The organism is Gammaproteobacteria bacterium (genome assembly GCA_034522055.1).
In the GTDB taxonomy this organism is placed as follows: domain Bacteria; phylum Pseudomonadota; class Gammaproteobacteria; order JAABTG01; family JAABTG01; genus JAABTG01.
Window position 1 is genome coordinate 3,441,254 of the sequence record JAXHLS010000002.1, and the last position, 21,709, is coordinate 3,462,962.

The 21,709-nt window shown below is 63.1% G+C and carries 23 protein-coding genes and 1 pseudogene; 21 read left to right on the top strand and 3 right to left on the bottom strand.

Features of this window, described 5'->3' with window-relative positions; translation table 11 throughout:
- The first annotated feature begins 169 nt into the window (after window positions 1-169).
- Window positions 170-955, top strand: coding sequence for a DUF6602 domain-containing protein (locus U5S82_16585; protein ID MDZ7753220.1), 786 nt, complete (start codon window positions 170-172; stop codon window positions 953-955).
- Between the two features lie 427 nt (window positions 956-1,382).
- Here the strand turns inward: U5S82_16585 and U5S82_16590 are convergent.
- A pseudogene (locus U5S82_16590) lies at window positions 1,383-2,716 on the bottom strand (BCCT family transporter).
- A gap of 112 nt (window positions 2,717-2,828) precedes the next feature.
- On the opposite strand from U5S82_16590, the gene U5S82_16595 reads away from it, so the two are divergent.
- The 14 genes from U5S82_16595 (at window position 2,829) to U5S82_16660 (ending at window position 15,222) form a co-directional block, all read left to right on the top strand.
- A complete protein-coding gene (locus U5S82_16595) occupies window positions 2,829-3,155 on the top strand; it encodes an RAQPRD family integrative conjugative element protein (GenBank protein MDZ7753221.1) in 327 nt (108 codons plus the stop codon).
- Window positions 3,152-3,382: a TIGR03758 family integrating conjugative element protein gene (locus U5S82_16600; GenBank protein ID MDZ7753222.1), complete on the top strand. Its 231-nt coding sequence runs from the start codon at window positions 3,152-3,154 to the stop codon at window positions 3,380-3,382. Before U5S82_16595 ends, U5S82_16600 begins: the two co-directional genes overlap by 4 nt.
- 80 nt (window positions 3,383-3,462) lie before the next feature.
- On the top strand, window positions 3,463-3,819 hold the full coding sequence (locus U5S82_16605) for a TIGR03745 family integrating conjugative element membrane protein (GenBank protein ID MDZ7753223.1): 357 nt from the start codon (window positions 3,463-3,465) through the stop codon (window positions 3,817-3,819).
- 6 nt (window positions 3,820-3,825) lie between these two features.
- Window positions 3,826-4,206, top strand: coding sequence for a TIGR03750 family conjugal transfer protein (locus U5S82_16610; protein ID MDZ7753224.1), 381 nt, complete (start codon window positions 3,826-3,828; stop codon window positions 4,204-4,206).
- On the top strand, window positions 4,178-4,837 hold the full coding sequence (locus tag U5S82_16615; GenBank protein ID MDZ7753225.1) for a TIGR03746 family integrating conjugative element protein: 660 nt from the start codon (window positions 4,178-4,180) through the stop codon (window positions 4,835-4,837). Before U5S82_16610 ends, U5S82_16615 begins: the two co-directional genes overlap by 29 nt.
- A gap of 37 nt (window positions 4,838-4,874) precedes the next feature.
- The gene (locus U5S82_16620; protein MDZ7753226.1) at window positions 4,875-5,639 is read left to right on the top strand and encodes a TIGR03749 family integrating conjugative element protein; all 765 of its coding nucleotides are present in this window, start codon (window positions 4,875-4,877) and stop codon (window positions 5,637-5,639) included.
- Between the two features lie 6 nt (window positions 5,640-5,645).
- Window positions 5,646-7,070 (top strand): TIGR03752 family integrating conjugative element protein, encoded by a 1,425-nt coding sequence (locus U5S82_16625; GenBank protein MDZ7753227.1) that lies wholly within the window; start codon window positions 5,646-5,648, stop codon window positions 7,068-7,070.
- A gap of 10 nt (window positions 7,071-7,080) precedes the next feature.
- Window positions 7,081-7,449: a TIGR03751 family conjugal transfer lipoprotein gene (locus U5S82_16630; protein ID MDZ7753228.1), complete on the top strand. Its 369-nt coding sequence runs from the start codon at window positions 7,081-7,083 to the stop codon at window positions 7,447-7,449.
- Window positions 7,450-7,451: 2 nt separating this feature from the next.
- Window positions 7,452-10,214 (top strand): conjugative transfer ATPase, encoded by a 2,763-nt coding sequence (locus U5S82_16635; protein MDZ7753229.1) that lies wholly within the window; start codon window positions 7,452-7,454, stop codon window positions 10,212-10,214.
- A gap of 189 nt (window positions 10,215-10,403) precedes the next feature.
- On the top strand, window positions 10,404-10,808 hold the full coding sequence (locus U5S82_16640; protein ID MDZ7753230.1) for a TIGR03757 family integrating conjugative element protein: 405 nt from the start codon (window positions 10,404-10,406) through the stop codon (window positions 10,806-10,808).
- Complete coding sequence (locus tag U5S82_16645) at window positions 10,805-11,917, top strand: TIGR03756 family integrating conjugative element protein (protein MDZ7753231.1); 1,113 nt, start codon at window positions 10,805-10,807, stop codon at window positions 11,915-11,917. Before U5S82_16640 ends, U5S82_16645 begins: the two co-directional genes overlap by 4 nt.
- On the top strand, window positions 11,914-13,293 hold the full coding sequence (locus U5S82_16650) for an integrating conjugative element protein (protein MDZ7753232.1): 1,380 nt from the start codon (window positions 11,914-11,916) through the stop codon (window positions 13,291-13,293). Before U5S82_16645 ends, U5S82_16650 begins: the two co-directional genes overlap by 4 nt.
- Window positions 13,277-13,660, top strand: a complete 384-nt coding sequence (locus U5S82_16655; protein MDZ7753233.1) for a hypothetical protein — start codon at window positions 13,277-13,279, stop codon at window positions 13,658-13,660. Before U5S82_16650 ends, U5S82_16655 begins: the two co-directional genes overlap by 17 nt.
- Window positions 13,657-15,222: a conjugal transfer protein TraG N-terminal domain-containing protein gene (locus U5S82_16660; protein ID MDZ7753234.1), complete on the top strand. Its 1,566-nt coding sequence runs from the start codon at window positions 13,657-13,659 to the stop codon at window positions 15,220-15,222. The genes U5S82_16655 and U5S82_16660 overlap by 4 nt, the downstream gene beginning before the upstream one ends.
- Before the next feature lie 12 nt (window positions 15,223-15,234).
- Here the strand turns inward: U5S82_16660 and U5S82_16665 are convergent, their stop codons facing one another.
- Window positions 15,235-15,444 carry a hypothetical protein gene (locus tag U5S82_16665; protein MDZ7753235.1) on the bottom strand — a complete coding sequence of 70 codons (210 nt, stop codon included), beginning with the start codon at window positions 15,442-15,444 and terminating at the stop codon, window positions 15,235-15,237.
- A 239-nt stretch (window positions 15,445-15,683) separates the two neighbouring features.
- On the opposite strand from U5S82_16665, the gene U5S82_16670 reads away from it, so the two are divergent.
- The 4 genes from U5S82_16670 (at window position 15,684) to U5S82_16685 (ending at window position 18,903) form a co-directional block, all read left to right on the top strand.
- Complete coding sequence (locus U5S82_16670; protein ID MDZ7753236.1) at window positions 15,684-16,373, top strand: SOS response-associated peptidase; 690 nt, start codon at window positions 15,684-15,686, stop codon at window positions 16,371-16,373.
- Between the two features lie 921 nt (window positions 16,374-17,294).
- Window positions 17,295-17,849, top strand: coding sequence for a Panacea domain-containing protein (locus tag U5S82_16675; GenBank protein MDZ7753237.1), 555 nt, complete (start codon window positions 17,295-17,297; stop codon window positions 17,847-17,849).
- Complete coding sequence (locus tag U5S82_16680) at window positions 17,846-18,292, top strand: hypothetical protein (protein MDZ7753238.1); 447 nt, start codon at window positions 17,846-17,848, stop codon at window positions 18,290-18,292. The genes U5S82_16675 and U5S82_16680 overlap by 4 nt, the downstream gene beginning before the upstream one ends.
- A gap of 239 nt (window positions 18,293-18,531) precedes the next feature.
- Window positions 18,532-18,903 carry a hypothetical protein gene (locus U5S82_16685; protein ID MDZ7753239.1) on the top strand — a complete coding sequence of 124 codons (372 nt, stop codon included), beginning with the start codon at window positions 18,532-18,534 and terminating at the stop codon, window positions 18,901-18,903.
- Window positions 18,904-19,165: 262 nt separating this feature from the next.
- Here U5S82_16685 and U5S82_16690 read toward each other — a convergent pair whose 3' ends face one another.
- Window positions 19,166-19,291, bottom strand: coding sequence for a hypothetical protein (locus U5S82_16690; GenBank protein ID MDZ7753240.1), 126 nt, complete (start codon window positions 19,289-19,291; stop codon window positions 19,166-19,168).
- Between the two features lie 315 nt (window positions 19,292-19,606).
- Between U5S82_16690 and dcm the strand changes: the two genes are divergently transcribed.
- Window positions 19,607-20,872, top strand: coding sequence for a DNA (cytosine-5-)-methyltransferase (dcm, locus tag U5S82_16695; protein ID MDZ7753241.1), 1,266 nt, complete (start codon window positions 19,607-19,609; stop codon window positions 20,870-20,872).
- Window positions 20,869-21,708: a hypothetical protein gene (locus U5S82_16700; GenBank protein ID MDZ7753242.1), complete on the top strand. Its 840-nt coding sequence runs from the start codon at window positions 20,869-20,871 to the stop codon at window positions 21,706-21,708. The genes dcm and U5S82_16700 overlap by 4 nt, the downstream gene beginning before the upstream one ends.
- The last annotated feature ends 1 nt before the right edge of the window (window position 21,709 follow it).

Here is a 21,709-nt window from a genome sequence, read left to right on the forward strand (position 1 = left end):
AGTTCTTTCTAAGTGGATAGAAGAAGCAGCAAAGCTTGCCGGAAAGTAAGTTATAACAATCACATGCGCTCGGACAGCAAAAAGCGCCGCTCCTTCGTCGCTCTGCTTCTTGCTGCCGGTGATGCGCAGCGTTGGACGGAGGGATTCACTTGTGGTGCTACCAGCGTACTTGGCAGATGTCGCACGGGAGATGCGGGCACGGTCGGCCTCGATCCGGCGCGACTACGCGAGCCATCACTTGTCTGCCGGTGAGAACCGCGAGGATCTTGTAGCTCACTTTCTTGAGGATCACCTTCCAAAACGCTTTGGGATAAGCAGTGGAATGGTGATATCGCACGATGGGGCGTTCTCCAATCAAGCAGACCTTGTAGTGGTTGACGCACTGAACAACGCTCCTCTTCATGCGAGTCAGCGCAATCAGCTTTGGCCGGTTGAAGCGGTATACGCACTCATTGAAGTAAAGACGACCATCAGCCCGTCCGATCTCGAGGACGCCATCGCAAAGTGTCGCCGGTTCAAAGCACTCAAGCGGAGGTTCTGTGAAACGGGGCAGAACCAAAGGATCTTTGACTCCCTCTTTGTCATATGGTCCTTCGATTCAGCGAAGGCTGTCACGCTTAAGAAGAATCTCGCAGCGGCGCTCTCAGATGTGCTGCGCGGTGAGCAGCCTGACTTGTTATTGGTTCCAGACCGTCTGGTTGCCCGCGCTGGCTCGTACCTTGAGCTCTCGAAGCTCGGGCAGCCAAGCAGTTCATTCCGCGGCCAACTACATGCAAAGCATGGAGCCGACCTTAGCCACCTAGTCCCAGAGCCCGCGGAGGTTGGGGAAATGGACGAAAATGCACTGCTGGCATGGTTTATCTGGTTCGACTCTTGGCTTCGGCAGGCCGGGGCGCGATCCACGGACCTCATCGCCTATCTGCCTCCGGACGTGATCCTCGGACGCATTGTATGAGCCCGGCCCCAAAGAATGTCCAACGAATAAGGATAGGTCGCGCGTAGCCGCGATCTTATCCCGGTGTTGGACGAGCCCGCGGTTTGAGCGCGGCGAGCACTTTATATAAGAAAATATGAATGTTAAACAAGCAAGGAGGTTATTGGTATTCTCTCGAGTTTCCGCTGCGGTGCTGTTCGCCGCGGCGGCCCCAGCATTTGTCGCCAGCGGTCGAAACGGGATTGCTGGTTCAGGGATCCCCTCATTTCCCGAGGCGACGTGCTAGGTGTCTGAGTTCCCGTTGAGACAGGGGAGCCCGGGGCCAACGGACCGTCGGTAACATGTTGATTTTAAGAGGCTCAAAGAATGAGAGGATCCCTGAGAATTGCTGGGTGATTTCCATGAGAAGCTCCTCTGCTGTTCAGCCCGCCCTCGTGCAATATCCGAGCTATTTCCACGGCGATTCCACCCCTTCCACCCGGTATTCGCGCAGCAGGGCCCGCTCGAGGTTGATGCAGGCAAACGCCAGGATCACCGCCACCGGCAGGCCCGCGGTGATGGAGGCGGTCTGCAGGTTGGCGAGTGCGTCAGCGCCACCTACCAGGAGCAGCGTTGCGGCCACTGCGCCCTCGGTGATTCCCCAGATCACGCGCTGGCGCCGCGGGGAGCGCTTGCTGCCGCGGGAGATCAGCGCGTCCACCACGTGGGTGCCGGAATCCGAGGAGGTGATGAAATACGTGGCGATGAGCAGGGTCGCCAACACCGAGGTGATTTCGGCCAGAGGCAGTTGCGCCAACGTGACGTACAACGCCACGGTGGTGTCCTTAGCCACGACGGCGGCGATTCCGGTGCCATTTTCTCCCAGGGCGATCTCCAGGGCGGTGCCACCGAAGGTGGCCATCTACAACAGCACGAAGGCGGTGGGCATTATCAGCACACCGAGGATGAATTCGCGAATGGTCCGTCCGCGCGAGATCTGGGCGATGAAGATCCCCACGAAGGGAGACCAGGCGATCCACCAGCCCCAGTAGAAGATCGTCCAGTTCTTCTGCCACTCCGAGCCTTGCATGGGGTCGGTGGCCAGGCTGAGTTCGATGATCTGCTGCAGATTATCCCCCGGTGGCGTCCAGCAGGAAGCGGATCAGAAACAGCGTGGGCCCGAGCAGCAGGACGAATGCGAGCAGTAGCAGGGCCAGGTCGAGGTTGAACACTCAGCCACTTGAGTCCGCGGTTCAGCCCGGAAATCACCGACAGCACGGCGATGGTGGTGATGTCGCCGATGATGCCGACCTGTGACCACTGCGACACCGGCATGCCGGTCAGCAGGTTCAGCCCGGTGTTGAGTTGCATGGCACCGAAGCCCAGTGAGGTGGCCAGACCGAACAGGGTGCCGAACACCGCCAGGATGTCGATGAGGTGGCCGATGGGGCCGTAGATCCGGTCTCCGAGCAGAGGATAGAAAATGGAGCGGATGGTCAGCGGCAGACGGTGGCGATAGCGGAAATAGGCCACCGACAGACCGAGCACCACGTAGATCGCCCACGCGTGCAGGTCCCAGTGGAAGAAGGTGTAGATCATCGCCTAGCGGGCTGCTACCGGAGTCCCGCCAGCGCCCGTCGGCGGCTTCTGGAAATGGAGGATGGGCTCGGCCACGCTCCAGAACACCAACCCGATGCCCATGCCGGCGCTGAACAGCATGGCGAACCAGGACGTCAGCCCGAAACGCGGCTGGTCGCCGGGCTGCCCCAGGCGTATCCGCCCGTAGCGGCTGAACAGCAGCCATTGTTAACGGCTGAACCGCGCCTCGGCGTCGTATGCCCCGGCCGCAAACCGCGACATGCCTTGATGCCGTTTTCGCTACTACGGACCGTGCGGCCTGCGCACGATACGCCGCATGGACCGCGCACAATCCAAATCCGCCCCCCGCCACGCCAAAGTGCTCGCATCGCTTGTCGGCCTCCTGCTCCTCGGCAACACAGCCCTCGCTGATCCCGATGCCGAACGCGAAGCCCTCGCACGCCTGATCTACGAGATCGAAGCCCTCGAGCCGCTCGTCGCGACGGCTGCGTCCCAGTCCAGCCCCGACGTCCGCATTCGCTTCCGCTACGACTGGCTCCGCCAGGACTTCGAGCGGATCCGCCGCGGAGTCCAGGAACACATCGACGCACCCCGCAACGAGCCGCGGACGTTTCCGCCGCTACGCGGCGATTACCGCCAGTGACGCCCGCACAGAGCGCAGCGTTCCAGGCCGGGTCGGGCGTCACGCCGGGAACGCTACTGACGACCATCGCGAGCGTGGTGCTGGTGCTGGTCTTCGTCTGGGTGATGTGGGTGACCGTCGGGACGTTCAGGGCCTGGCAGGACGGTCAGGTCGCGCTGTTCGACCTCGTGTGGGCGGCGCTGCGGGCCAGCATCGTGCTGCTCGTGCTTGGTTTCTATCTGCGGTGACGGGGTGACCGGAACCGACTCGGTCCGGGTGCGACGCCCGGGATGTGGTGATCAGGGATCTGCCCTGCAAATTCGGAGAAATGATGATGTTCGCACAAGGGAAGAAGAGGACGGTGGCCCTGCTGGGCCTCCTGGGTCTCGCCGCCAGTATGCCCGTGTCGGCGGCACTGCCTACCCCGGTCGCGCCGAGCACCGCGCCGGCGGCCGGCGATTGGATTGGACTGATCCAGGGTTACATCAAGGACGGTGGCTTGGTGCTGGGCCTCGCGATTGCGGTATTGGGCTTCCTCTGGGTCGCGTACCTGGCGTTCGCGAAGTTCAACGAGGCGCGCCAGGGCAAGGCGGAGTGGGCCGAGGTCGGCGTGCTCGGCATCGTCGGGGCGGTGGTGCTGATCTTCGCGAGCTTCCTGCTCACCGAAGCGGCCGGCGTCATCTGATTCCCCATGGCGGACCGTCACGACATCCTCGCCGATCGGCTGAATGCCGAGCCCGCGATCTTAAAGGGCTGCTCGTCGAGCGAATTGGGCGTCATCGTTGGCGTTTCGCTGCTGCTGTGGCTGCCCGCCAGTCTGATCCTGGCGGGGCTCGCGGGTGCCGTCACGATGGGCTTCGGCATCGCGGGCGTCGGCATCGTCGCGACCGTGCTGCTGATGGCGAGTCTGTTCCAGCGCCTGAAGAGGAACCGCCCGGACGGCTACTACCAGCAGCGCGTCGTGCTCTGGCTCGACGCCCGCGGCATGCGACGCGCGCCCTTCGTCCGTCGGAGCGGCGCGTGGGACATCGGCAGGACGGCACATGCGACGTTACCGGCACGAGATCGATAACGTCCGCGCCCACCTGCGCTCGCTGTGGGCCGTGATCGCCATCCAGGTGGTCATCATCGCCGCACTCTGGTTCGGCTGGAGCCGGGCGCCCGAGCAGATGACCGTCCACATCCCGCCCGATCTGCGCTCGGGGGCGGTGCTGGCCGTGGAAGAGGTGTCGCCACCCAACGTGTATGCCTTTGCCTTCTACATCTTTCAGCAGCTCAACCGTTGGCCGGAAGACGGTGCCACGGACTATGGCCGCGCCATCTTCCGGATCTCGCCTTACCTCACGCCCCGTTATCGCGCGATGCTCACCGCCGAGCTCGAGCAGAAGGGCCGCCAGGGTGAACTCGCCTACCGCGTGCGGGGTGTCCAAGAGATCCCCGGCCACGGTTACGAGGAAAGACGCGTCGACCTGCTTAACGAGGATGCCTGGATCGTCTGGCTGGATCTCGATCTCCTGGAGTCGGTGAAGGGCATGACGGTCAAGCGCACCGCCATCCGTTACCCGCTGCGCGTGGTGCGTTACGCGGTCGATCCCGAGGCCAACCCCTGGGGATTGGCACTGGACGGATTCGGCGCCGAGGGGCCGCGGCGGCTCACCGATGCCGAACTCGGGGACACGGGGGGTACCGATGGTGGTGCATAGCGCATTTGGAGTCGCAACGCCCGAGTGGCGGTGGTGGATGTCCGCCCTGCTCGCCGCACTCCTCCTGCTGCAGACAGCGGGCGTCAACGCGGCGCCCGATGTGCCGGAGCGCATCGCCTGGCGCAAGACACCGATTGGCATCGAGCTCGCCGTCGGTGCCGAGCGGCTCGTCCATTTTCCGCAAGGCGTCAAGGTTGGCGTGCCACCGCAGATCCAGGGGGCGCTGCGCGTGCAGAGCATCGACGGCACGCTCTACCTGCTGGCCAACCAGCCGTTCGCCGCCACCCGCGTGATCGTGCGGGGGATGGGCAACGGACCGATCTACCTGCTCGACCTGTCCGCAGTGGCCGAGGGCGACGGAAACAGCCCCATTCGGATCTATCTGCCAGACGAGGAGCCCGCCAACGACTCGGCGTCGACGAAGGCCCCCGATCCACCGCAATACGGCTACGTGACGCTGACACGCTTCGCCGCCCAACAGATGTACGCCCCGGCGCGACTGCTCCAGGACCTCCCCGGCCTCAATCGGGTGCCCATCAAGCGCGAGCCGGTGGCACTGGTGCGCGGCGGCGCCGTCGAGGCCTTACCCCTCATCGCCTGGCGCGCGGGCGATCTCTATATCACCGTCGCCAAGCTCACCAACGAGACCCACCAGCCGCAGATCCTGGATCCGCGGACGTTGCGCGGCCGCTGGCTCACCGCGACTTTCCAGCACAACCGGCTGCACGAGGCCGGCAGCGAGGCCGATGGCACGGTGGTGTACCTGATCTCAGATCGGCCCTTCGCGGTCTCGCTGCGGTAATCGACCATGCCTGCCGCCACCGCCAATCGCCTGTTGCCCCTCCTCGGCGGCGCCGTCGTACTGATGCTGGTCTTCGTGACGCTGAAATCCTGCTCCCAGGACGAGGGTAGCGGCGCCGTGCTGGACCGCGTGCCGACGGCGCCGGCCCCGGATGCCGACACGCCGGCCGACACCATCAAAACCCTCACGGCCAACGTGGCCGCCATGACCACGGAGGTCGAGGCACTGCGCCGCGAGAATGCGACCCTGGCCAGGGAGAATCAAAACCTCGTCGCCCATCGCACCCAGATCGAGGAGAACGTCGCCACGCGGCTGCGCCGGGAGCTGCTGTCCCGCGAGCGCGACGCGGAGAACCAGGGCCGCATCGATTCCGGCGTGCTCGCCTCGCTGACCGATCGGGTCGACCGGCTGGCGGCGTCCGTGGCCCGGGTGGGGCCGGGCAGCGGTGCCGACATCCCGGTGGGACTCGGTCTCGACGGCCTCGGGGGCGCGCAAGGGCCGGCGCCCGGCCTCATCTGGGTAGAACCGCTCGATGCGCCGGCCGCGACCGCAACAAAGTCCGGGCTGCTGGATCGGGCCGGGCAGACGGCGGGCGGCTATCTCGACGGTGCCCGGACGCGCACCGCGCAGGCGGTGACCGACGCGCGAGACCGAGTGGACGCGCGGAAGAGCCGACCTGCCTACACGGTCCCCCGCAACGCCACGCTCATGGGCTCGACGGCCATGACCGCACTGGTGGGCCGGATCCCGATCCAGGGCCAGGTCCGCGATCCGATGCCGTTCAAGGTGATCACCGGCAGCGACAACCTGGCCGCCAACGGCCTGACGGTGCCTGGCGTGCAAGGCATGGTCTGGAGCGGTACCGCGGTCGGCGACTGGACGCTGTCCTGCGTCACCGGTCGGCTCGAGTCCGTCACCTTCGTGTTCGACGACGGCACCATCCGCACGATTTCGAGCGACGATCGCAGCGGCCAGGTGAGCGGGCGGGCGAGTGGCCAGGGCGGACGTAACGAAGCCCTCGGCTGGATCTCGGATCCCCAGGGGATCCCGTGCATCAGCGGTGAGCGCAAGACCAACGCCGCGTCGTTTCTGACCCAGCGGATCGGCGTGCAGGCCATCCAGGCCGCGGCCGACGCGGCAGCCGCCGCCGAGACGACCTCGGTGATCAGTGACCTCGGCAGCGTGACCGACAGCGTCACCGGCGATGTCGGGACCTACATGCTCGGCAAGACCGTGGCCGGCGGCAGCGAGGAAGTGGCCAAGTGGCTGCTCGAACGCCAGTCCCAGAGCTTCGATGCCGTGTTCGTGCCGGCTGGCACGGGAGTCGCCATTCACGTCGATCGCGAACTCGCCATCGACTTCCATACCGAAGGCAGGAAACTCAATCATGCACGCTCGACTGCGACCGATCGTCACCATCGTCTGGATTAGCCTCGCGCCTATGCTGCTATTGGGCGGGTGCGCCGGCACCAAGGAGTCCGTGCTGCCGCAGGACGGTCCGTCGATGAAGGCGATCTACGACGGGCACCTCACGGGCATGGGCGCCGATGGTCCACTGGCCGTCCGTCGGGAGCTGGGCACGCGGCCCCTGGGTGATGACGATGTCGACCTGGCCGGGTACTCGCGCACCGCCCACACCGAGCTCGAGACCCTCTTCCCGCGGCTGCCCAACCCGACCCTGGTGATGTACGTATTCCCCCACCTCGCCGATGCCGAGCGGGTACCCGTGCCGGGCTATGCCACGACCTTCACCCTCTACGAGCGGGTCGAGTACGCACTGCCGGGCGAAGTCCCGAGCGGGCAGCGTTGAGGATGCCCAAGTTCTCCCTGACCGCGCCGCGCACGGTTTCGACGGCCGATTCGAGCAGGGCCGCGACCGCGGCACGTCCCCTGACGACGCGTGAGGTGAAGGCCCTGTACGCCCGGCCGCCGTCCTTCACCGACTTTCTGCCCTGGGTCGAGTACCTGCCGGAGAGCCGCTGCTTCCTGCTCGAAGATGGGGTGAGCGTCGGCGCCCTCTTCGAGCTGACGCCCGCAGGCACCGAGGCCCGCACGCCGGGCTTCATGGCGGAGCTGCGCGACGCGCTCCAGACCGCGATCACCGAGGCGATCCCGGAGCTCATGGATGCGCCCTGGATCCTCCAGATCTACGTGCAGGACGAGCCGAGCCTGTCGGATCTGCTGCGCGAGTTCGAGGCCTACCTGCCGCCGGGCGCGCGCGAGAGTGCGTACACCCGCCATTACTTCGAAGTGCTGAAGGCCCATTGCGCCCACATCAGCCGCCCGGGTGGCCTGTTCGAGGACTCAGCCCTCACCGGTACCGTCTGGCGTGGCCAGGTGCGGCGGGTGCGGGCGGTGCTCTATCGGCGACTGAATCCGCGCAGCCGCAGCCCAAGCGCGCTCGAAGTGGAGGCCGAACTCAACGACGTCGCCACCAAGTGGACTGCGGCCCTCGCCGCGGCCGGGATCCGCTGCCGGCGCGGCACGGGGGCAGATCTCTACCGCTGGCTGCTGCCCTGGTTCAACCCGCGCCCGGAGTGTGCTGAAGGCGCGGTGGAGCAACTGCTGGCTGCCGCCCCATACCCCGGCGATGAAGATCTGCCGTTCGGTGCGGATCTCGGCGAGCTGCTGACCCTCTCTTGTCCCAAATCGGACAACGACTCGGCAACCTGGTGGTTCGATGGGCTGCCCCACACCCTCGTCACGGTGCAGGGGCTCCGGCGGGCGCCCGACATCGGCCACATGACCGCGGAACGCCCATCCGGCGATCATGTGTTCTCCCTGTTCGATCGAATGCCTGAGCACACCGTGATGGTGCTCACCATCATCGTGAAGCCCCAGGATGTGGTGCGGAACCACATCGGGTTGGTCAAGCGCGCCGCGGTGGGCGACTCGGCGGAAGCCGAGTTGACGCGGGAGGACGCCGCCGCGGTGGAGCGCGAAATGGCGACCGGCAACAAACTCTATCCCCTGCAGCTGGCGTTCTACGTCCGCGGCGAGGATCTCGCGGCGCTGCGCACCCACGTCAACCAGATCAATGCCCTGCTGCTGCCCAACGGCCTGCAGCCCATCGCTCAGGAGGCGGATCTGCTGGCCCTCGACAGCTATCTGCGCAATCTGCCCATGGCCTATGACGCCCGACTCGACCGCGTCAGTCGCCGCTCGCGCCTGGTCTTCTCCAGGCACATCGCGAACCTGCTGCCCCTCTATGGCCGCTCGCGTGGCACCGGCCATCCGGGGCTCGTGTTTTTCAACCGGGGCGCCGAGCCCCTGGTGTTCGACCCCTTGCACCGCGCGGATCGCAAGAAGAACGCGCACATGCTGATCCTGGGACCCACCGGGGCCGGCAAATCCGCCTTGCTCGTCTATCTGCTGCAGCAGATGGCGGCGGTGCACCGCCCGCGGATCTTCATCATCGAGGCCGGGGGCTCGTTTGCCCTCCTGGGTCAGCACTTTGCGAGCCAGGGGCTCACAGTCAATCAAGTCACCCTGAACCCGGGTACGGATGTGAGCCTGCCGCCGTTCGCGGACGCGCTGCGTCTTTTCTACACGGATCGACGTGTGAAACGCGTTACCGATCCCGAGGCGCTCGACGTGCCGGACGAAGACGACGACGGTGACGATGCCGAAAGCCCGGGCCGCGACATCCTCGGTGAAATGGAGATCGCCGCGCGCATTATGATCACCGGTGGCGATGAACGCGAGGACGCCCGCATGACTCGCGCCGATCGTCTGCTGATCCGCAATGCCATTCTGTTATCAGCCAAGACCGTGGCCGCCGAAGGGCGCGACCAGGTCCTCACGCGGGACGTCGTCGCGGCGTTGACCATCATCGGCCGCGATCCGGGCCTGCCGGAGCACCGGCGCAACCGGGCGCTCGAGATGGGCGACGGCATGGCGCTCTTCTGCTCGGGCCTCGCCGGCCACTTCTTCGACCGGCCCGGCAAGCCCTGGCCGGCGGCGGATGTCACCATCCTCGAGCTGGGCATGCTCGCCCGCGAAGGTTACGAAGATCAGCTGACCGTGGCCTACATCTCCATGATGAGTCACATCAACGATCTGGTGGAGCGCCACCAGAGCGACGCGCGGCCCACCCTCGTCGTCACCGACGAGGGGCACATCATCACGACGAACCCGCTGCTCGCGCGCTACGTCGTCAAGATCACCAAGATGTGGCGCAAGCTCGGCGCCTGGTTCTGGATCGCGACACAGAACCTCGAGGACTTCCCCGACGCCAGCCGCCGGATGCTCAACATGATGGAATGGTGGCTGTGCCTCGTCATGCCCAAGGAGGAGGTCGAGCAGATCGCGCGGTTCAAGGATCTGACAGAAGAGCAGCGCAGCCTCCTGCTGTCGGCCCGCAAGGAGCCGGGCAAGTACGTCGAGGGCGTCGTGCTGGCGGACAACCTGGAGGCCCTGTTCCGCAACGTGCCACCCCCCCTGTCGCTGGCGCTCGCCATGACCGAGAAGCACGAGAAGGCCGAGCGGGCCGCGATCATGCGCGAGCGCGGCTGCACCGAGCTCGAGGCGGTCCACATCGTGGCGGAGCGGATCGCGGCGCAACGCGGTGGCTGAGATCCGTGCCGTGGCCCAGAAACCAGACGCCGTGCCGCAGGGGTTTTCCCTTCCACGGTTCCCTGTCGATGGGGACGATGGCGCCACCGTTTCACGACCAATGACAATGACATGTTGATCCCCTCTCCCATGCGGGTTGGACTGAAGCTCCTCGGGCTATTGGTCCTCGGGCTTAGGGTCCTCGGGCTTATGGTCCTCGGCACTCCGGTCTGGGCGGGCGAGGTGCTGAGCATCGAGGCCTTCACCACGAGCGAGCGGGCGATCAGCGGTGCGGATCAGGGGCGCCTTCGATCAGCCACCGTCACGATCTACACCGTCGATGGCCTCGGGCGATTCGAATCGGGGTTATCCGCAGATCTCCCAGCGGATCCGGAGGCCGCGAAGGCGGAGGCGCTCCGGCGCATCCAGCAGCTCGATGACACCCGGATGGCGCCGGCCAGAAGTGCCGCCATGGGCCTGGCCAGGGCCGTGCAGTATGGCGTCGATTGTTATCCCGCCGTCGTCTTTGATGGTAGCGCCGTGATCTATGGCGTGACGGATCTCGAAGATGCGCTCGAGCGCTACGCATTCTGGCGTGAGGGCCAGGCGCGATGAGGCGTTACCGCATCACACCGCTCCTCCTGGTCCTGCTGCTGCAGGTGCCGCTGATGACTCATGCGGCGACAATCACCACTCCTGGAATCGTCGCCCAGACCACGGCCGGGGCGCTGACCTGCATGCGCTGGATGCCGGTGGGCCTGTGCTTCTGGCTGCGCTGCGGCTGGCGGGGCTGCCGCGTGCGCACTTCGCTCAAGGTCGGGCACTACAACCCGGATCTGGTGGTCAGCGCCTATAACGAATTGGGTGGCAACCCCTGGGCGGAGATCCGCGCGTCGCTGGGGCTTGCCCAGAAAGCCGCGGCCACCGGGCTCCTGGGATCATTGCTGCCGGTCCCCATCGACAGTGCGGGCAATCGCACGGAGGGGCGTTCCGAGCCGCGAGGCCACAAGAACATGGTGTTTCGGGAGACCGATGCCATCGGCCATCCCATGGGGTCCCTGGCCGGTGTGGCGGCTGGCGTGGGTCTGCTGTGTCAGTCGCAGACCACACCCTTCTTCCCGTACTTCCAATCGGCCCTCGATATCTTGTCCTGGCGGCAGGAGGTGCCGGAGATCTTCTATCCGGCGAGCTGGATCCCCGGCCTGCGCGAAATCGGCAGCTGGCCCCTGCAGACGTGGGGCAACGTTCATCCGCGCACCGGCTGGACGACCCAGGCGGAGGAGCCCAAAGCCGCGGCCATCAATGCCCAAAGGGCCGGCGACATCGTCACCCGGGCCGCCCAGCCCCATGTCTACGTGCCACTCTCCGGCAGTTCCTACATGCATAACGATGTCACCCGGATCCTCGACCGCTGGGTCGATGACGGATTCGGGAACCTGCTTAACAGGTGGTTCGCATTCTTCTCAGGCCAGAAGGTCTGGCCGCCCGGTCCGCTGATGGAGAAGAACCATCGCACGGGAACCTGGCAGATGCTCGTCCCGAGGCCTGAGTCGAGCTGCAGGGTGTTCGGCACCAATGATCTCAACAGTATCGGCGGTTGGGGCGGTGGGCGGGTGGACGCCGCCGGCGACTACGCCTGGAACCTCTGGCGCCCCTATAAATGCTGCCGCCGCCGGGGTCAGTGGTTCCTGTTCGATATCGACTGGTTCGCTTATCCGCCATGATCGCTCACCCAGCACAGCACTGCGAGATCACAACCGGCCGTGGACGACATCGCCCCCTGGCCGCCGGGCTGCTCACCTTCTTGCTGGCAAGTCCCTCGGTGCATGCCGCGCAAGGGCCCACGGAAGACGGCCTTTGGTACTACGAGATCGGCGGGGCAGAGCCGGTGTCCGCCCCGGCGAATCCCTCGGTGGTCTCGGTCACCCTGGGCGGCTCGGCACAACTCGGGCTCGGCTACAGCTGCGGCAAGTTCGATCCGGTGCGCGCGGTGACCCATTCCCTGAACGAGATCAAGTCCGGGGCGGACGACATGATGAGCGCCATGACGGCGGCCGCGTCTTCGGCTATTGCAGCGCTGCCGGCGCTGATCCTGCAGCGCGCCAATCCCGGGCTCTACGATCTGTTCCAGAACGCGCTGCTGAAGGCCGAAGAGACCATGAAGCTCGCTACCAAATCTTGCGAGCAGATGGAGGCCGAAATCGCCCAGGGCAAGAACCCCTACGCGGATCTCATCACGCTCTCCAAGGGCAATGACTGGAAGGTGCAGATGGGGATCGGCGGCAACGACGCTGTCACCGCGAAAGACTCGGTGGAGGCGTCCAACGGCGATAACGGTGTGCCGTGGATCGGTGGCCAGGCCGGTGGAGCGGGGCAGCCGACCCTGCGCTTCACCGGAGACATCGTCCAGGCGGGCTACAACATCAACATGAACCGGCCGATTACCTCGACGGCCGCGGTGCCGGCCGCTTCCGCCACGCGGCTCTCCGAGATCTGGCCGACGCCGGCGGCGGCGCGGATCTGGGTGGTCGATGTGGTGGGCGAGAACATCGTCACCACCTGCGACACCTGCCGCAAGGACAGCATTCCAGGCACCGGCCTGCTGCCCAAGCTCCACAGCGAGGCGGCCGGCGTGACCGTCGAGTTGCAAAACCTGGTCAGCGGTGCAGCCCCGCCCACCCTCGCCAACCTCGAACGGATCACGGCCCCGGGCGTTGCCGTGACGCGTCAGGTCATCGAGGCCATCCGCGAGATGCCGGCCACCGAGCAGGGGCTTATCATCGGCCGGCTGGTCGCCGAGGTAAGCCAAGCGCGCACCGTGGAGAAGGCCCTGTACGCCCGGCGGCTACTGCTGTCGGGCCGCCAGGTGCCGGAGGTGTACGCCACCGAGGTCGCACGCCAGCATGCCGATACGGCGATTACCGAACTCGACAAGGAGATCGAGAGCCTCCTGTTCGAAACGCGGGTGCGCCGCGAGGTGGTCTCCGACACCCTGATCGTGCTGTTGCAACGGGCGGCCGCGCGTCGCCAGGCCTCTCTCGATGTCCCCCAGACTCATCCCACCGATCCGAGGCCGCTGATCCATGGCCGCGTGCAGTAGATCCCTGCCGATCTGCCGGCGCTGGTTCTTCACGCTGTCGCTGGTCGCGCTCGCCGGCGTGATCGCCGTCGGCCTGCTGTTGTGGCAGGCGGTGGGGCTCGGTTCGCTGGCGGTCGTGTCGGAGCGGGTAGGGCAGGTGAAACCGTACCTCGGCTGGCTGCGCCTCGCGCTGATCACCCTGCTTGCCCTCGCCTGGCCGCGGTTGCCCGCACTGTGGTGGGGCAGCCGCGATGGGGCCGAAAGCCAACGGTCACGCTGGATGGCACTGCGCTGGCGCGTCGTCGGCTGGCTGTTCGTCATCGAGCTCGTCCTCGGACAGAATCTGATGGGGCGCTTTCTCGGCACGATCCCGGGCTCCTTCCCATGAGTGTCGACAGCTACCTCGAGCTCTTCACGACCCTGTTCGGCTGGGCCTTCTACGGCGTGCTGTGGGACGTGCTGGTCGGCACCGGGATTGTCTACCTGCCATTCCTCGGGATCCTCATCGATAACTGGCGCGATCCCGCCGAGGGTGGGCAATTCGGTACGGCCACCGGACTCTCACTGCGGCGCATGGAGATCGAGCTCTTCCTGGCGCTGCTCGTCGTGGTGCTGGCCGGACAGCCGGCGGCGCTCACCCCCTTGAATGCGGGCACCCTGAGCTACGAGCCGCAGCCCACGCTCACCGATCCCACGCCGGCGACCGCCACGGTGGCGGCGCCGCAGAGCACCTATGGCGCGACCGGATTCAACGGATCGCCAGTGACCGTGAACATCCCGGTCTGGTGGTATGCCGTGCTGGCCATGAGTTCGGGCTTCAATCACGCCGTCGTCGAAGGCCTGCCCGCGGCGAGCGACCTGCGCACCTACGAGCAACAGGCACGGCTCGCCACCATCGCGGACCCGCGCCTGCGCCAGGAGACCAGCGATTTCTTCAGTGAGTGCTACGTGCCGGCCCGCTCCAAGTATCAGGCCCAGCGGCCCGCGACGGCCGCAGTCGCCGGGATACTGACGACCTACGGCGAGGACGATCCGGACTGGATGGGCTCGCACGTCTATCGCGACACCGCCGGCTACTACGACACCCTGCGCCCGACGAAACAGATCCCAGGGTGGACCTACAACCCGGCCCGCGACACCGAGTACGACCCCGCAACGCCGCCCACCTGGGGCAAGCCGACCTGCAAGGAGTGGTGGGAGGACGGCGCCCAGGGCCTGCGCGAAAAACTGATCGTCGAGGCCGATGCGACCTCGGCGGGGTTCTCCGGTCTGGTCGTCGCCGTCGCCCCCATCCTGGCCAGCGAACAGCAGGAAGATGCTGTCGTCCGGACGGTGCTCAACAACGCGCCCCCGTCCTGGTCGAGCAACGAACTCGTCGCCGGCAACACGGCCAGCACCGGATGGCTCGCCACGGCCGAGAATATCGTCAAAGGTGGACTCACCACTGGCGGCGTGATCACCGCCTCGGCGCTCTTCTCGGTGACCATGACCGCCGTGCTGCAGGCGCTACCCATGGTCCAGGCGCTGATGCTACTCGGTGTCTACGCCTTGCTTCCCATGATCGTCGTCCTCTCCCGCTATTCGCTCTCCATGATGGCGGTCGGGGCGATGGCCATCTTCACGATTAAATTCTGGAGCGTGCTCTGGTACCTGGCCATGTGGGTGGACCAGAATCTGATCCAGTCCATGTATCCGGACGTGGACGTGTTCCTGCAGATCTTCGCCAACCCAGGCGAGCACGACGCCAAGCGCATGCTGCTCAATATGATCACGACCAGCCTCTATCTGGGGCTGCCGTTGCTCTGGAGCGGGATGATGGCGTGGGTGGGGGTGAAGGTCGGGCGATCGATAACGAGCGCCTCAGCACCCCTCACACAAACTGGCGAGGATGCCGGACGGCGGGGCGGCGCTATGGCAAAAGCGACAGTCGGCAAAGGAATGCGTCGCTAGAAGCCGCCAAACCTAATCTTCATCATACCAACCGTACGGGTCCACACCCGCATCCAGGCGTCCAGTCCTGTGATTGTATTCACCCATCAGGTCCGAGTCGTGCAGCCGGCTTTTATGGTCGGTTTCCAACTCGGCCGAGGTAAGAATTTCCCGGAAAATGCCGAACAGGGCTGACACTAACCCGACAGCAGCGCTACCGATGCCGACCGCCAGTTTTCCCACTGCAGCAATCTTGTACCTGTTCATCCCTTAAAGGATAGGCGATCGTTCCCGACGAGACACCCCCCTTGGGCCCGCTCACGCAAGGATTGTTGTCCGATCTGGTGGCTGATTTCCACCGCCGAAGGAGGGCAGGATAGGGCAAGCTCAAAGTCGCAGGATGCACCTATACAAGCCTACGTATGGGACTCCACCGCCCTCCGGAGCGCTTGGAAGCTGGCGGATAGTGGTAGGATCCCGTCATGTGCACTCGCTACATCACGCCGGACCAGCGAGCGATAGAGGGCTACGTCTCTCACGTACCCCCTTGGTGGCAACAGGCCTACGACGTCCGAATCACCAGTCTGGTACCGGTGGTGCGGGCCGCTGCGGACGGTGAGCGGGCCCTGGAGCAGATGTACTGGACGCTCCTCCCCCCCAAGTCCGACAAGAAGGCCTGGCGCATGCCGACGTGGAACCTGAGGGGAGAGCGTCTCGAGGAGAGCCGGATGTACGCCTCACCCTTCAAATCGAGGCGCTGCCTGCTGCCGGCAGCCGGATTCTACGAGTGGCCTGAGGTCAACGGCGAGAAGCAACGTCACTGCATCAGGCCGGCGGACGGCAGCATGTTCCTCTTCGCTGGGCTCTGGAACTCCTGGTCGTCGAAGGACGGGACTGATGAAGGGGCCACGGTGGGCATCGTCACGACGGAGGCCAACGACTTCATGAGGCCGTTCCACAACACAGGCAAGAACCCTTACCGCATGCCGGTCATCCTCGACTTGAAGCTGGGGGACACCTGGATGTTTGGCGAGGTAGATGAGGCCCGTGAGCTCGTCAGGCCGTGCCCGAATGAGTGGCTGCAGGCCTACCCCGTCTCCCGTAACCTGGGCAACGTGCCAGCACAGATGGAACCAGTTGGAGAGGTGATTGGCCCGGGGAAGAGTTCCTAGAAACTACGTTCCTAAACGCGATCGCTTCTTCTAGGAGCGCATCATGCTTCACCGAGCGTCATGAGCTAATATCCGAGCATCAGGGGGGACCCTAGCAATGTCGAAATGTAACGTTACGTTACAGTCATCGCTGCCTATCACAGTATTCCTGCCAGCCGTCTAATAGGGCGCTAAGTTGAAGGAAGTAGAGGTGCAGGACGAAGTTATCCGACGCTGCCCTCACTGCGGCAATACTGCCCCTCAGAGACTCGCGCTTGAGCACGAGTTCGAGAATCGAGAACTGTACGAAGAAGATGGCAGTCAGTCTGACTTCTCGCTATCGAGCCGTTACGAAGCCCGGATCTGTCGGACGTGCAACGAACTAGTCCTTTATCATGAAGACGACATATCCAGGCTTCACGTTGTCTATCCTGCTGGGCGCACGCTCCATCGAGCTATTCCCGCTGAGATTCAGGGGTGTTACGAGGAGGCAGGACGAGTCCGCCGCGCATCTCCGTCGTCCTATGCAGTCCTGTTGAGGAGAGGCCTGGAGATGGTTTGTGACGACCGCGGGATAAAGCCTGGGACCCTACATGCTCGGTTGGTGGAACTGACGTCTCGCGGAGAACTACCGGCCGTGCTTTCCGACATGACCAATATCATCCGCGATCTGGGGAACGCCGGGGCTCACACTGCACGTCTGAAAGTCACGGTACCTATGACCTGGGCGATGGATGAGCTTTTTCGCGCGGTAGTTGAGTACGTTTACGTTGCACCTTACAGTGTAGAAGCAGTCAAAAAGTCTTTAGAACGTTATTAAAGCAGTGCAAGTTCAACCTAACCAGCCCGTCGAATTCGCGCGCTCCGCGCGCCGGACCGCTCAAGGGCGGCTTTGGGTTGCAGGATTAGGGCCTCGCATCATCTACATGCTTAGATACGACCATGCTTGTACACCGCTCTAAGGAAAAGCTCCGGAATGCCATCATCTACTTTGTCCAGAACACAAAGTACTGTGGCAAAACGAAGCTCTTCAAATTGCTCTATTTTCTAGATTTCGAGCATTTCTCTCAAACCGGACGAAGTGTCACGGGACTAGAGTATTTCGCGTGGCCGAAAGGCCCCGTACCGGTGGAAATATTCGACGAAGTCGAATCGCCTGGTCCGATACTTGAAGGCGTCGTCGAGGTTACGAAGAGGACCGCATATAATGGCAACGTCATTAACGATATCGCGCCCCTGCAAGGGTTCTCGGGCGAGCATTTCTCTAAAAGAGAGATGAAGCTGCTAGTTGGTCTTAGTAAGGAGTACGCTAATTCCTACGCGGACGATATGGTTGAGGCGACCCATTTAGAAAACCTCCCGTGGCATCAAATCTACGAAGTCGAAGGTCAGAAACAGCACCTGATTCCTTATGAGCTTGCTCTAAAGAAATCCGAGTACGACCAGGCGCTCAAGAACATCATCGACGATAAGGAGTTCAAGGAGAACTATAGTTGACTCCTTGTACTTTCCTATTTGACACAAATTTCAAATTCCACGACGGAGAAAGAGGCCAAAAAATATTCGTCGTGCTGAATAATGGCGGTTCAGGCCAATATGTGGCCGCGAAGAGCACGTCGCGGGGTGATCGATATGGAATTCGCTACGGCTGCCAAATTTTGGATCGATTCCCCAACTTTAATTTTGTCAAGGGGAGCTGTTTTCTTAATAAGAACACGTGGATACAGCTCGATGCGTTCTACGAGTTCAACGTGGCCGACCTACGTCAAAAAGTTATGTCGGGGCAGATTAATCGAATCGGCGTGCTTGATACGGCTCAGGCATTGGAATTGCTAATATGTACCAGCCATTCAGAAGATCTGAGCCAACTACAAGAATCTCTCGTCCTGCAAACTATTAAAGACATCAAGAAAGCCAATGCAAACGGAACTGCGAGCTAACGCGACGTTTGGCTCGCTTCTCCCAGAAGCGAAATATTTCAGCAATTCATGAAATGCTGAAGGATTAGCGTTCCCAGATGGGCTCGCTTATTCTATAAGCGAAACTGCTTCTCCGAATATTATAGGCTAAGATCCCAGCATCAGGAGGGACCCTAGTCATGTCTAAATGCAATGTTTCGTTACAATTTTCGCCGCATATCGCAACAGCGCCATAACACTTGCAAGAGGTCATTAGACCCATGCTCTTTTCCATCGACTCAAACTCGGAGATTACTTCAATTCCCCACCACCGAGATTATGAACGGTGGCGAAGTCGACTTACGGTCGAGCAATATGCGGCGAGTATCGAAGAGCTGAATCGCCGGATAGAGGGAGCGGAGATCAAGACATCGAGTTGGATTCCGGGTGCTGACTGGACCGAAACTGTGTTTCAGCCCATCTACGACGTTGCTTGTATCGAGGATCAGGACGCAGCCGCTTGCTTCTTTGGTCTTATTGTATGGGATACGTTCATGCAACACTCGGAATGGTGGAGTTTCGGACGCTATGAAAAGAATGGCTTTCCCATAGAAGGTCTCACCTACAATTCCGGATTCAGCCACCACAATTAAAGTAGACGTTAACTATAATCGCTACATAGGTTAGTTCTTAAGCCCCAAGATATACATGTTCCAGTGCCAGCTTGAGGCGCCCTGTCTTGCGGTCGCGGTCCGGATGGGCTCGTTGGGCATTGCCCGCCAAGTAACGCAACGCGTGTTCAATGTGATGCTTCAGGCGGCCGGGCTCATACAGCAAAGCCGCCAGGATGTTTCTGAGGACATGATGGATGCACTTGGCCACCCGCAGGGTGGAGACGGCCCCCTCGAAGAACTGCTAAGTGCGGTGGGCACAGTAGCGTTTCAGGGTGGCGGCGCACAGGGCGGCCCAAATCAACCCCTCGACGATATGAGGGTTGGCGGTGTCGAGGCGCAGCGGCGGGCTTGGACCGCGCTCAGGCACGGTTCATTGAGACACATTTCTCTATGTTCCTCGTTGACAATACCAGGGGTTCAGGGGTCTACTTGAGTCTCATCCGTACTTGAGTCCCATGCGAAACCCAGAGTTGAGCGAGACTTAAGAGAGCGATAGATTCGCATCCGCGGCGAAGGCGAGCTAAATCGCCTGCTTTGCATCCGCTTCGAAGAGTCTGGATGTCACCATCCTGGGATATTGCATAAGCTTGCTGGAATGCGCTCTCCGGTCAGATGCAGGTGTACAGCAAAACGCATCGCGGCGCCAGGAAAAGAGCAAGAGAAAGGACAGGAAGGGGGTCTCATGAAAGCCGATTCGGCCAAGGCCTCCGCGAGCCGCGGATTTTATTGGCCTATGGCTTTAACCAGAGCGAAGTACGCGGCGGTAGAGCTGTGCTGCGGCATGGGTGGGATTGGTATCGGACTCGCAGCGGCGAAATACAAGGTCGTGAAGGCGTACGACTCGTGGTCTGCCGCTACCGCGATCTACAACCACAACGCTCCGGAACCGGTCGCGAGCGTATGCAACCTCGTAACCGAAGAAGGCCTGGCCACGGTCAGGCGCGACCGCCGCAAGCTCGGTGACGTCGACCTTCTTGCCGCTGGTCCTCCCTGCAAGGGGTTCAGCCAAATCCGCAACGGCCATCACGATCGGCCCAACCCCCACAACCGCGTGCTACTGGCGATGCCGCAGTACGTGGCGCTCTTTCGGCCCCGGCTCGTACTGATCGAGAATGTACCCGACTTGGCACGGCACGATGGTGGTGAAACGCTACGCCTCCTCCTCGAGAACCTGGATCGCCCAGGTCCGCGGGGGCTCCGCTATCGGGTCGAGTACGGCGTCTACGATGCTGCTCTCTACGGAACACCTCAGGCCCGCCGGAGACTTCTGATCCTCGCGGTGCGGCACGGATCCGGTGAAGAGCATCTACCGGATAACTCAGCCGATCTAACAGCGCTGTACGCAAGCCTGCGGCACGGTGGAGAGATTCCTGCGGAGCTTGAGAGCTATGCCGAATGCCTGGCGGACCCAGACGACCTTTCTATGACCTCCGGGCGCCAAGCGCTGTCCGATCTCCCGGTACTGGGGGCGGGCGAGCCAGAGTTAGTGCGCTCGTATGCGACCCCCCCCCGCAACGCATACCAGCGAGCGATGCGTGCCGGGTCGTCTGACCCTCTCACCAACACGCGCACGCCCGCCGTTCGCAAGGAGACGATACAGCGCTTGAAGATGATCCCCCCGGGGGGCTGTGCTCGAGACATCCCGAGGCACAAGCTAAATGGCCTCTCTCGGCGGTATGATTCTGCCTATCGCCGCCTTCACCCTGACGCGCCGTCGACGGCGTTGTCGACCAAGTATGACTGCGTCTACCACTTCAGCGAACACCGTTCACTCTCGGTCCGAGAGTATGCGCGGCTTCAAGGCATTCCCGACCGGATTTCATTTCCAGAAGAACTCGCCTGCCGCAGGTTCGCGTATGAGATGATCGGCAACTCCGTTCCGCCCTTCCTCATACACGGCGTCCTAATGGAGATCGCCGAATCCACTCGGCGGAGGAAGGCAGGATGAGCCGCGGGTTCCGATTTTCTCCTGGTGGCCAGGCGACGCTGCTGTGGCTCGATGAGCTTCTGGAAGACGCCTACGGGGCCCCCGAAGCGCTGCTTGGAAATCACGCCGATCCACTCGACGAAGCGGTCTATATTATCCTCAGCTTCCAAACGGATCTGGCACGCTTTCAAGAGACGTGGCGGGAACTTCGCGCTGCGTTCCCGAGCTGGGAGAATGTGGAGCGCGCAAGCAGGGCTGATGTTGCCCGCGCCCTGCGGGCCGGTGGCCTCCACCAACAGAAAGCACGTACGATCAAAGCTCTGCTACAAGCAGTGCGGCACCAGTTTGGGGAGCTTTCGCTCACCCAGTTGGCCGGCATGAGCAATGAGAGCGCGGAACGCATTCTCACTCGGCTTACCGGTCTATCCTGGAAGGGGGCTCGCTGCGTCCTGATGTATAGCCTGGACCGCCCGGTGTTTCCCGTGGATGGGAACACCTTCAGAATCTTGCAGCGCGCTGGCGTCATCCCGCAGACTGCAGTCTATCGACACAGGTCATTGCACGACAGGCTGCAGCACGCCGTCCCGGAAGGCCGCCGGAGGCCCTTCCACGTCAACCTGGTCGTCCACGGCCAGCGCTCGTGCCTCCCGATCGCTCCCCAGTGCGATAGTTGCCCTGCGGCGGCAGTCTGCAAGAAGCGCGGGGTACGCTCGGGAAGTCACGAGCAGACCGGTCTGCTGCGAGATTGGGCCAATGGCGAGGAGGGGAAGCAGGAGCAGGTGCGAGCTGAGGTGACTGGACGGAATAGGTCCGAACCACCACGGTTCGAGGGCCAATACGCTGCTGCAATGGGGTGAA

Excerpts from the sequence above, each read along its gene's own strand:
- U5S82_16645 (MDZ7753231.1), top strand. The coding sequence starts at position 10,805 with ATGAGGCGTTACCGCATCACACCGCTCCTCCTGGTCCTGCTGCTGCAG.
- U5S82_16685 (MDZ7753239.1), top strand. The coding sequence starts at position 18,532 with ATGCTCTTTTCCATCGACTCAAACTCGGAGATTACTTCAATTCCCCAC.
- U5S82_16650 (MDZ7753232.1), top strand. The coding sequence starts at position 11,914 with ATGATCGCTCACCCAGCACAGCACTGCGAGATCACAACCGGCCGTGGA.
- dcm (MDZ7753241.1), top strand. The coding sequence starts at position 19,607 with ATGAAAGCCGATTCGGCCAAGGCCTCCGCGAGCCGCGGATTTTATTGG.
- U5S82_16670 (MDZ7753236.1), top strand. The coding sequence starts at position 15,684 with ATGTGCACTCGCTACATCACGCCGGACCAGCGAGCGATAGAGGGCTAC.
- U5S82_16625 (MDZ7753227.1), top strand. The coding sequence starts at position 5,646 with ATGCCTGCCGCCACCGCCAATCGCCTGTTGCCCCTCCTCGGCGGCGCC.
- U5S82_16640 (MDZ7753230.1), top strand. The coding sequence starts at position 10,404 with ATGGTCCTCGGCACTCCGGTCTGGGCGGGCGAGGTGCTGAGCATCGAG.
- U5S82_16595 (MDZ7753221.1), top strand. The coding sequence starts at position 2,829 with ATGGACCGCGCACAATCCAAATCCGCCCCCCGCCACGCCAAAGTGCTC.
- U5S82_16610 (MDZ7753224.1), top strand. The coding sequence starts at position 3,826 with ATGGCGGACCGTCACGACATCCTCGCCGATCGGCTGAATGCCGAGCCC.
- U5S82_16630 (MDZ7753228.1), top strand. The coding sequence starts at position 7,081 with ATGCTGCTATTGGGCGGGTGCGCCGGCACCAAGGAGTCCGTGCTGCCG.
- U5S82_16675 (MDZ7753237.1), top strand. The coding sequence starts at position 17,295 with ATGCTTGTACACCGCTCTAAGGAAAAGCTCCGGAATGCCATCATCTAC.
- U5S82_16605 (MDZ7753223.1), top strand. The coding sequence starts at position 3,463 with ATGATGATGTTCGCACAAGGGAAGAAGAGGACGGTGGCCCTGCTGGGC.
- U5S82_16655 (MDZ7753233.1), top strand. The coding sequence starts at position 13,277 with ATGGCCGCGTGCAGTAGATCCCTGCCGATCTGCCGGCGCTGGTTCTTC.
- U5S82_16635 (MDZ7753229.1), top strand. The coding sequence starts at position 7,452 with ATGCCCAAGTTCTCCCTGACCGCGCCGCGCACGGTTTCGACGGCCGAT.
- U5S82_16660 (MDZ7753234.1), top strand. The coding sequence starts at position 13,657 with ATGAGTGTCGACAGCTACCTCGAGCTCTTCACGACCCTGTTCGGCTGG.
- U5S82_16700 (MDZ7753242.1), top strand. The coding sequence starts at position 20,869 with ATGAGCCGCGGGTTCCGATTTTCTCCTGGTGGCCAGGCGACGCTGCTG.
- U5S82_16615 (MDZ7753225.1), top strand. The coding sequence starts at position 4,178 with ATGCGACGTTACCGGCACGAGATCGATAACGTCCGCGCCCACCTGCGC.
- U5S82_16620 (MDZ7753226.1), top strand. The coding sequence starts at position 4,875 with ATGTCCGCCCTGCTCGCCGCACTCCTCCTGCTGCAGACAGCGGGCGTC.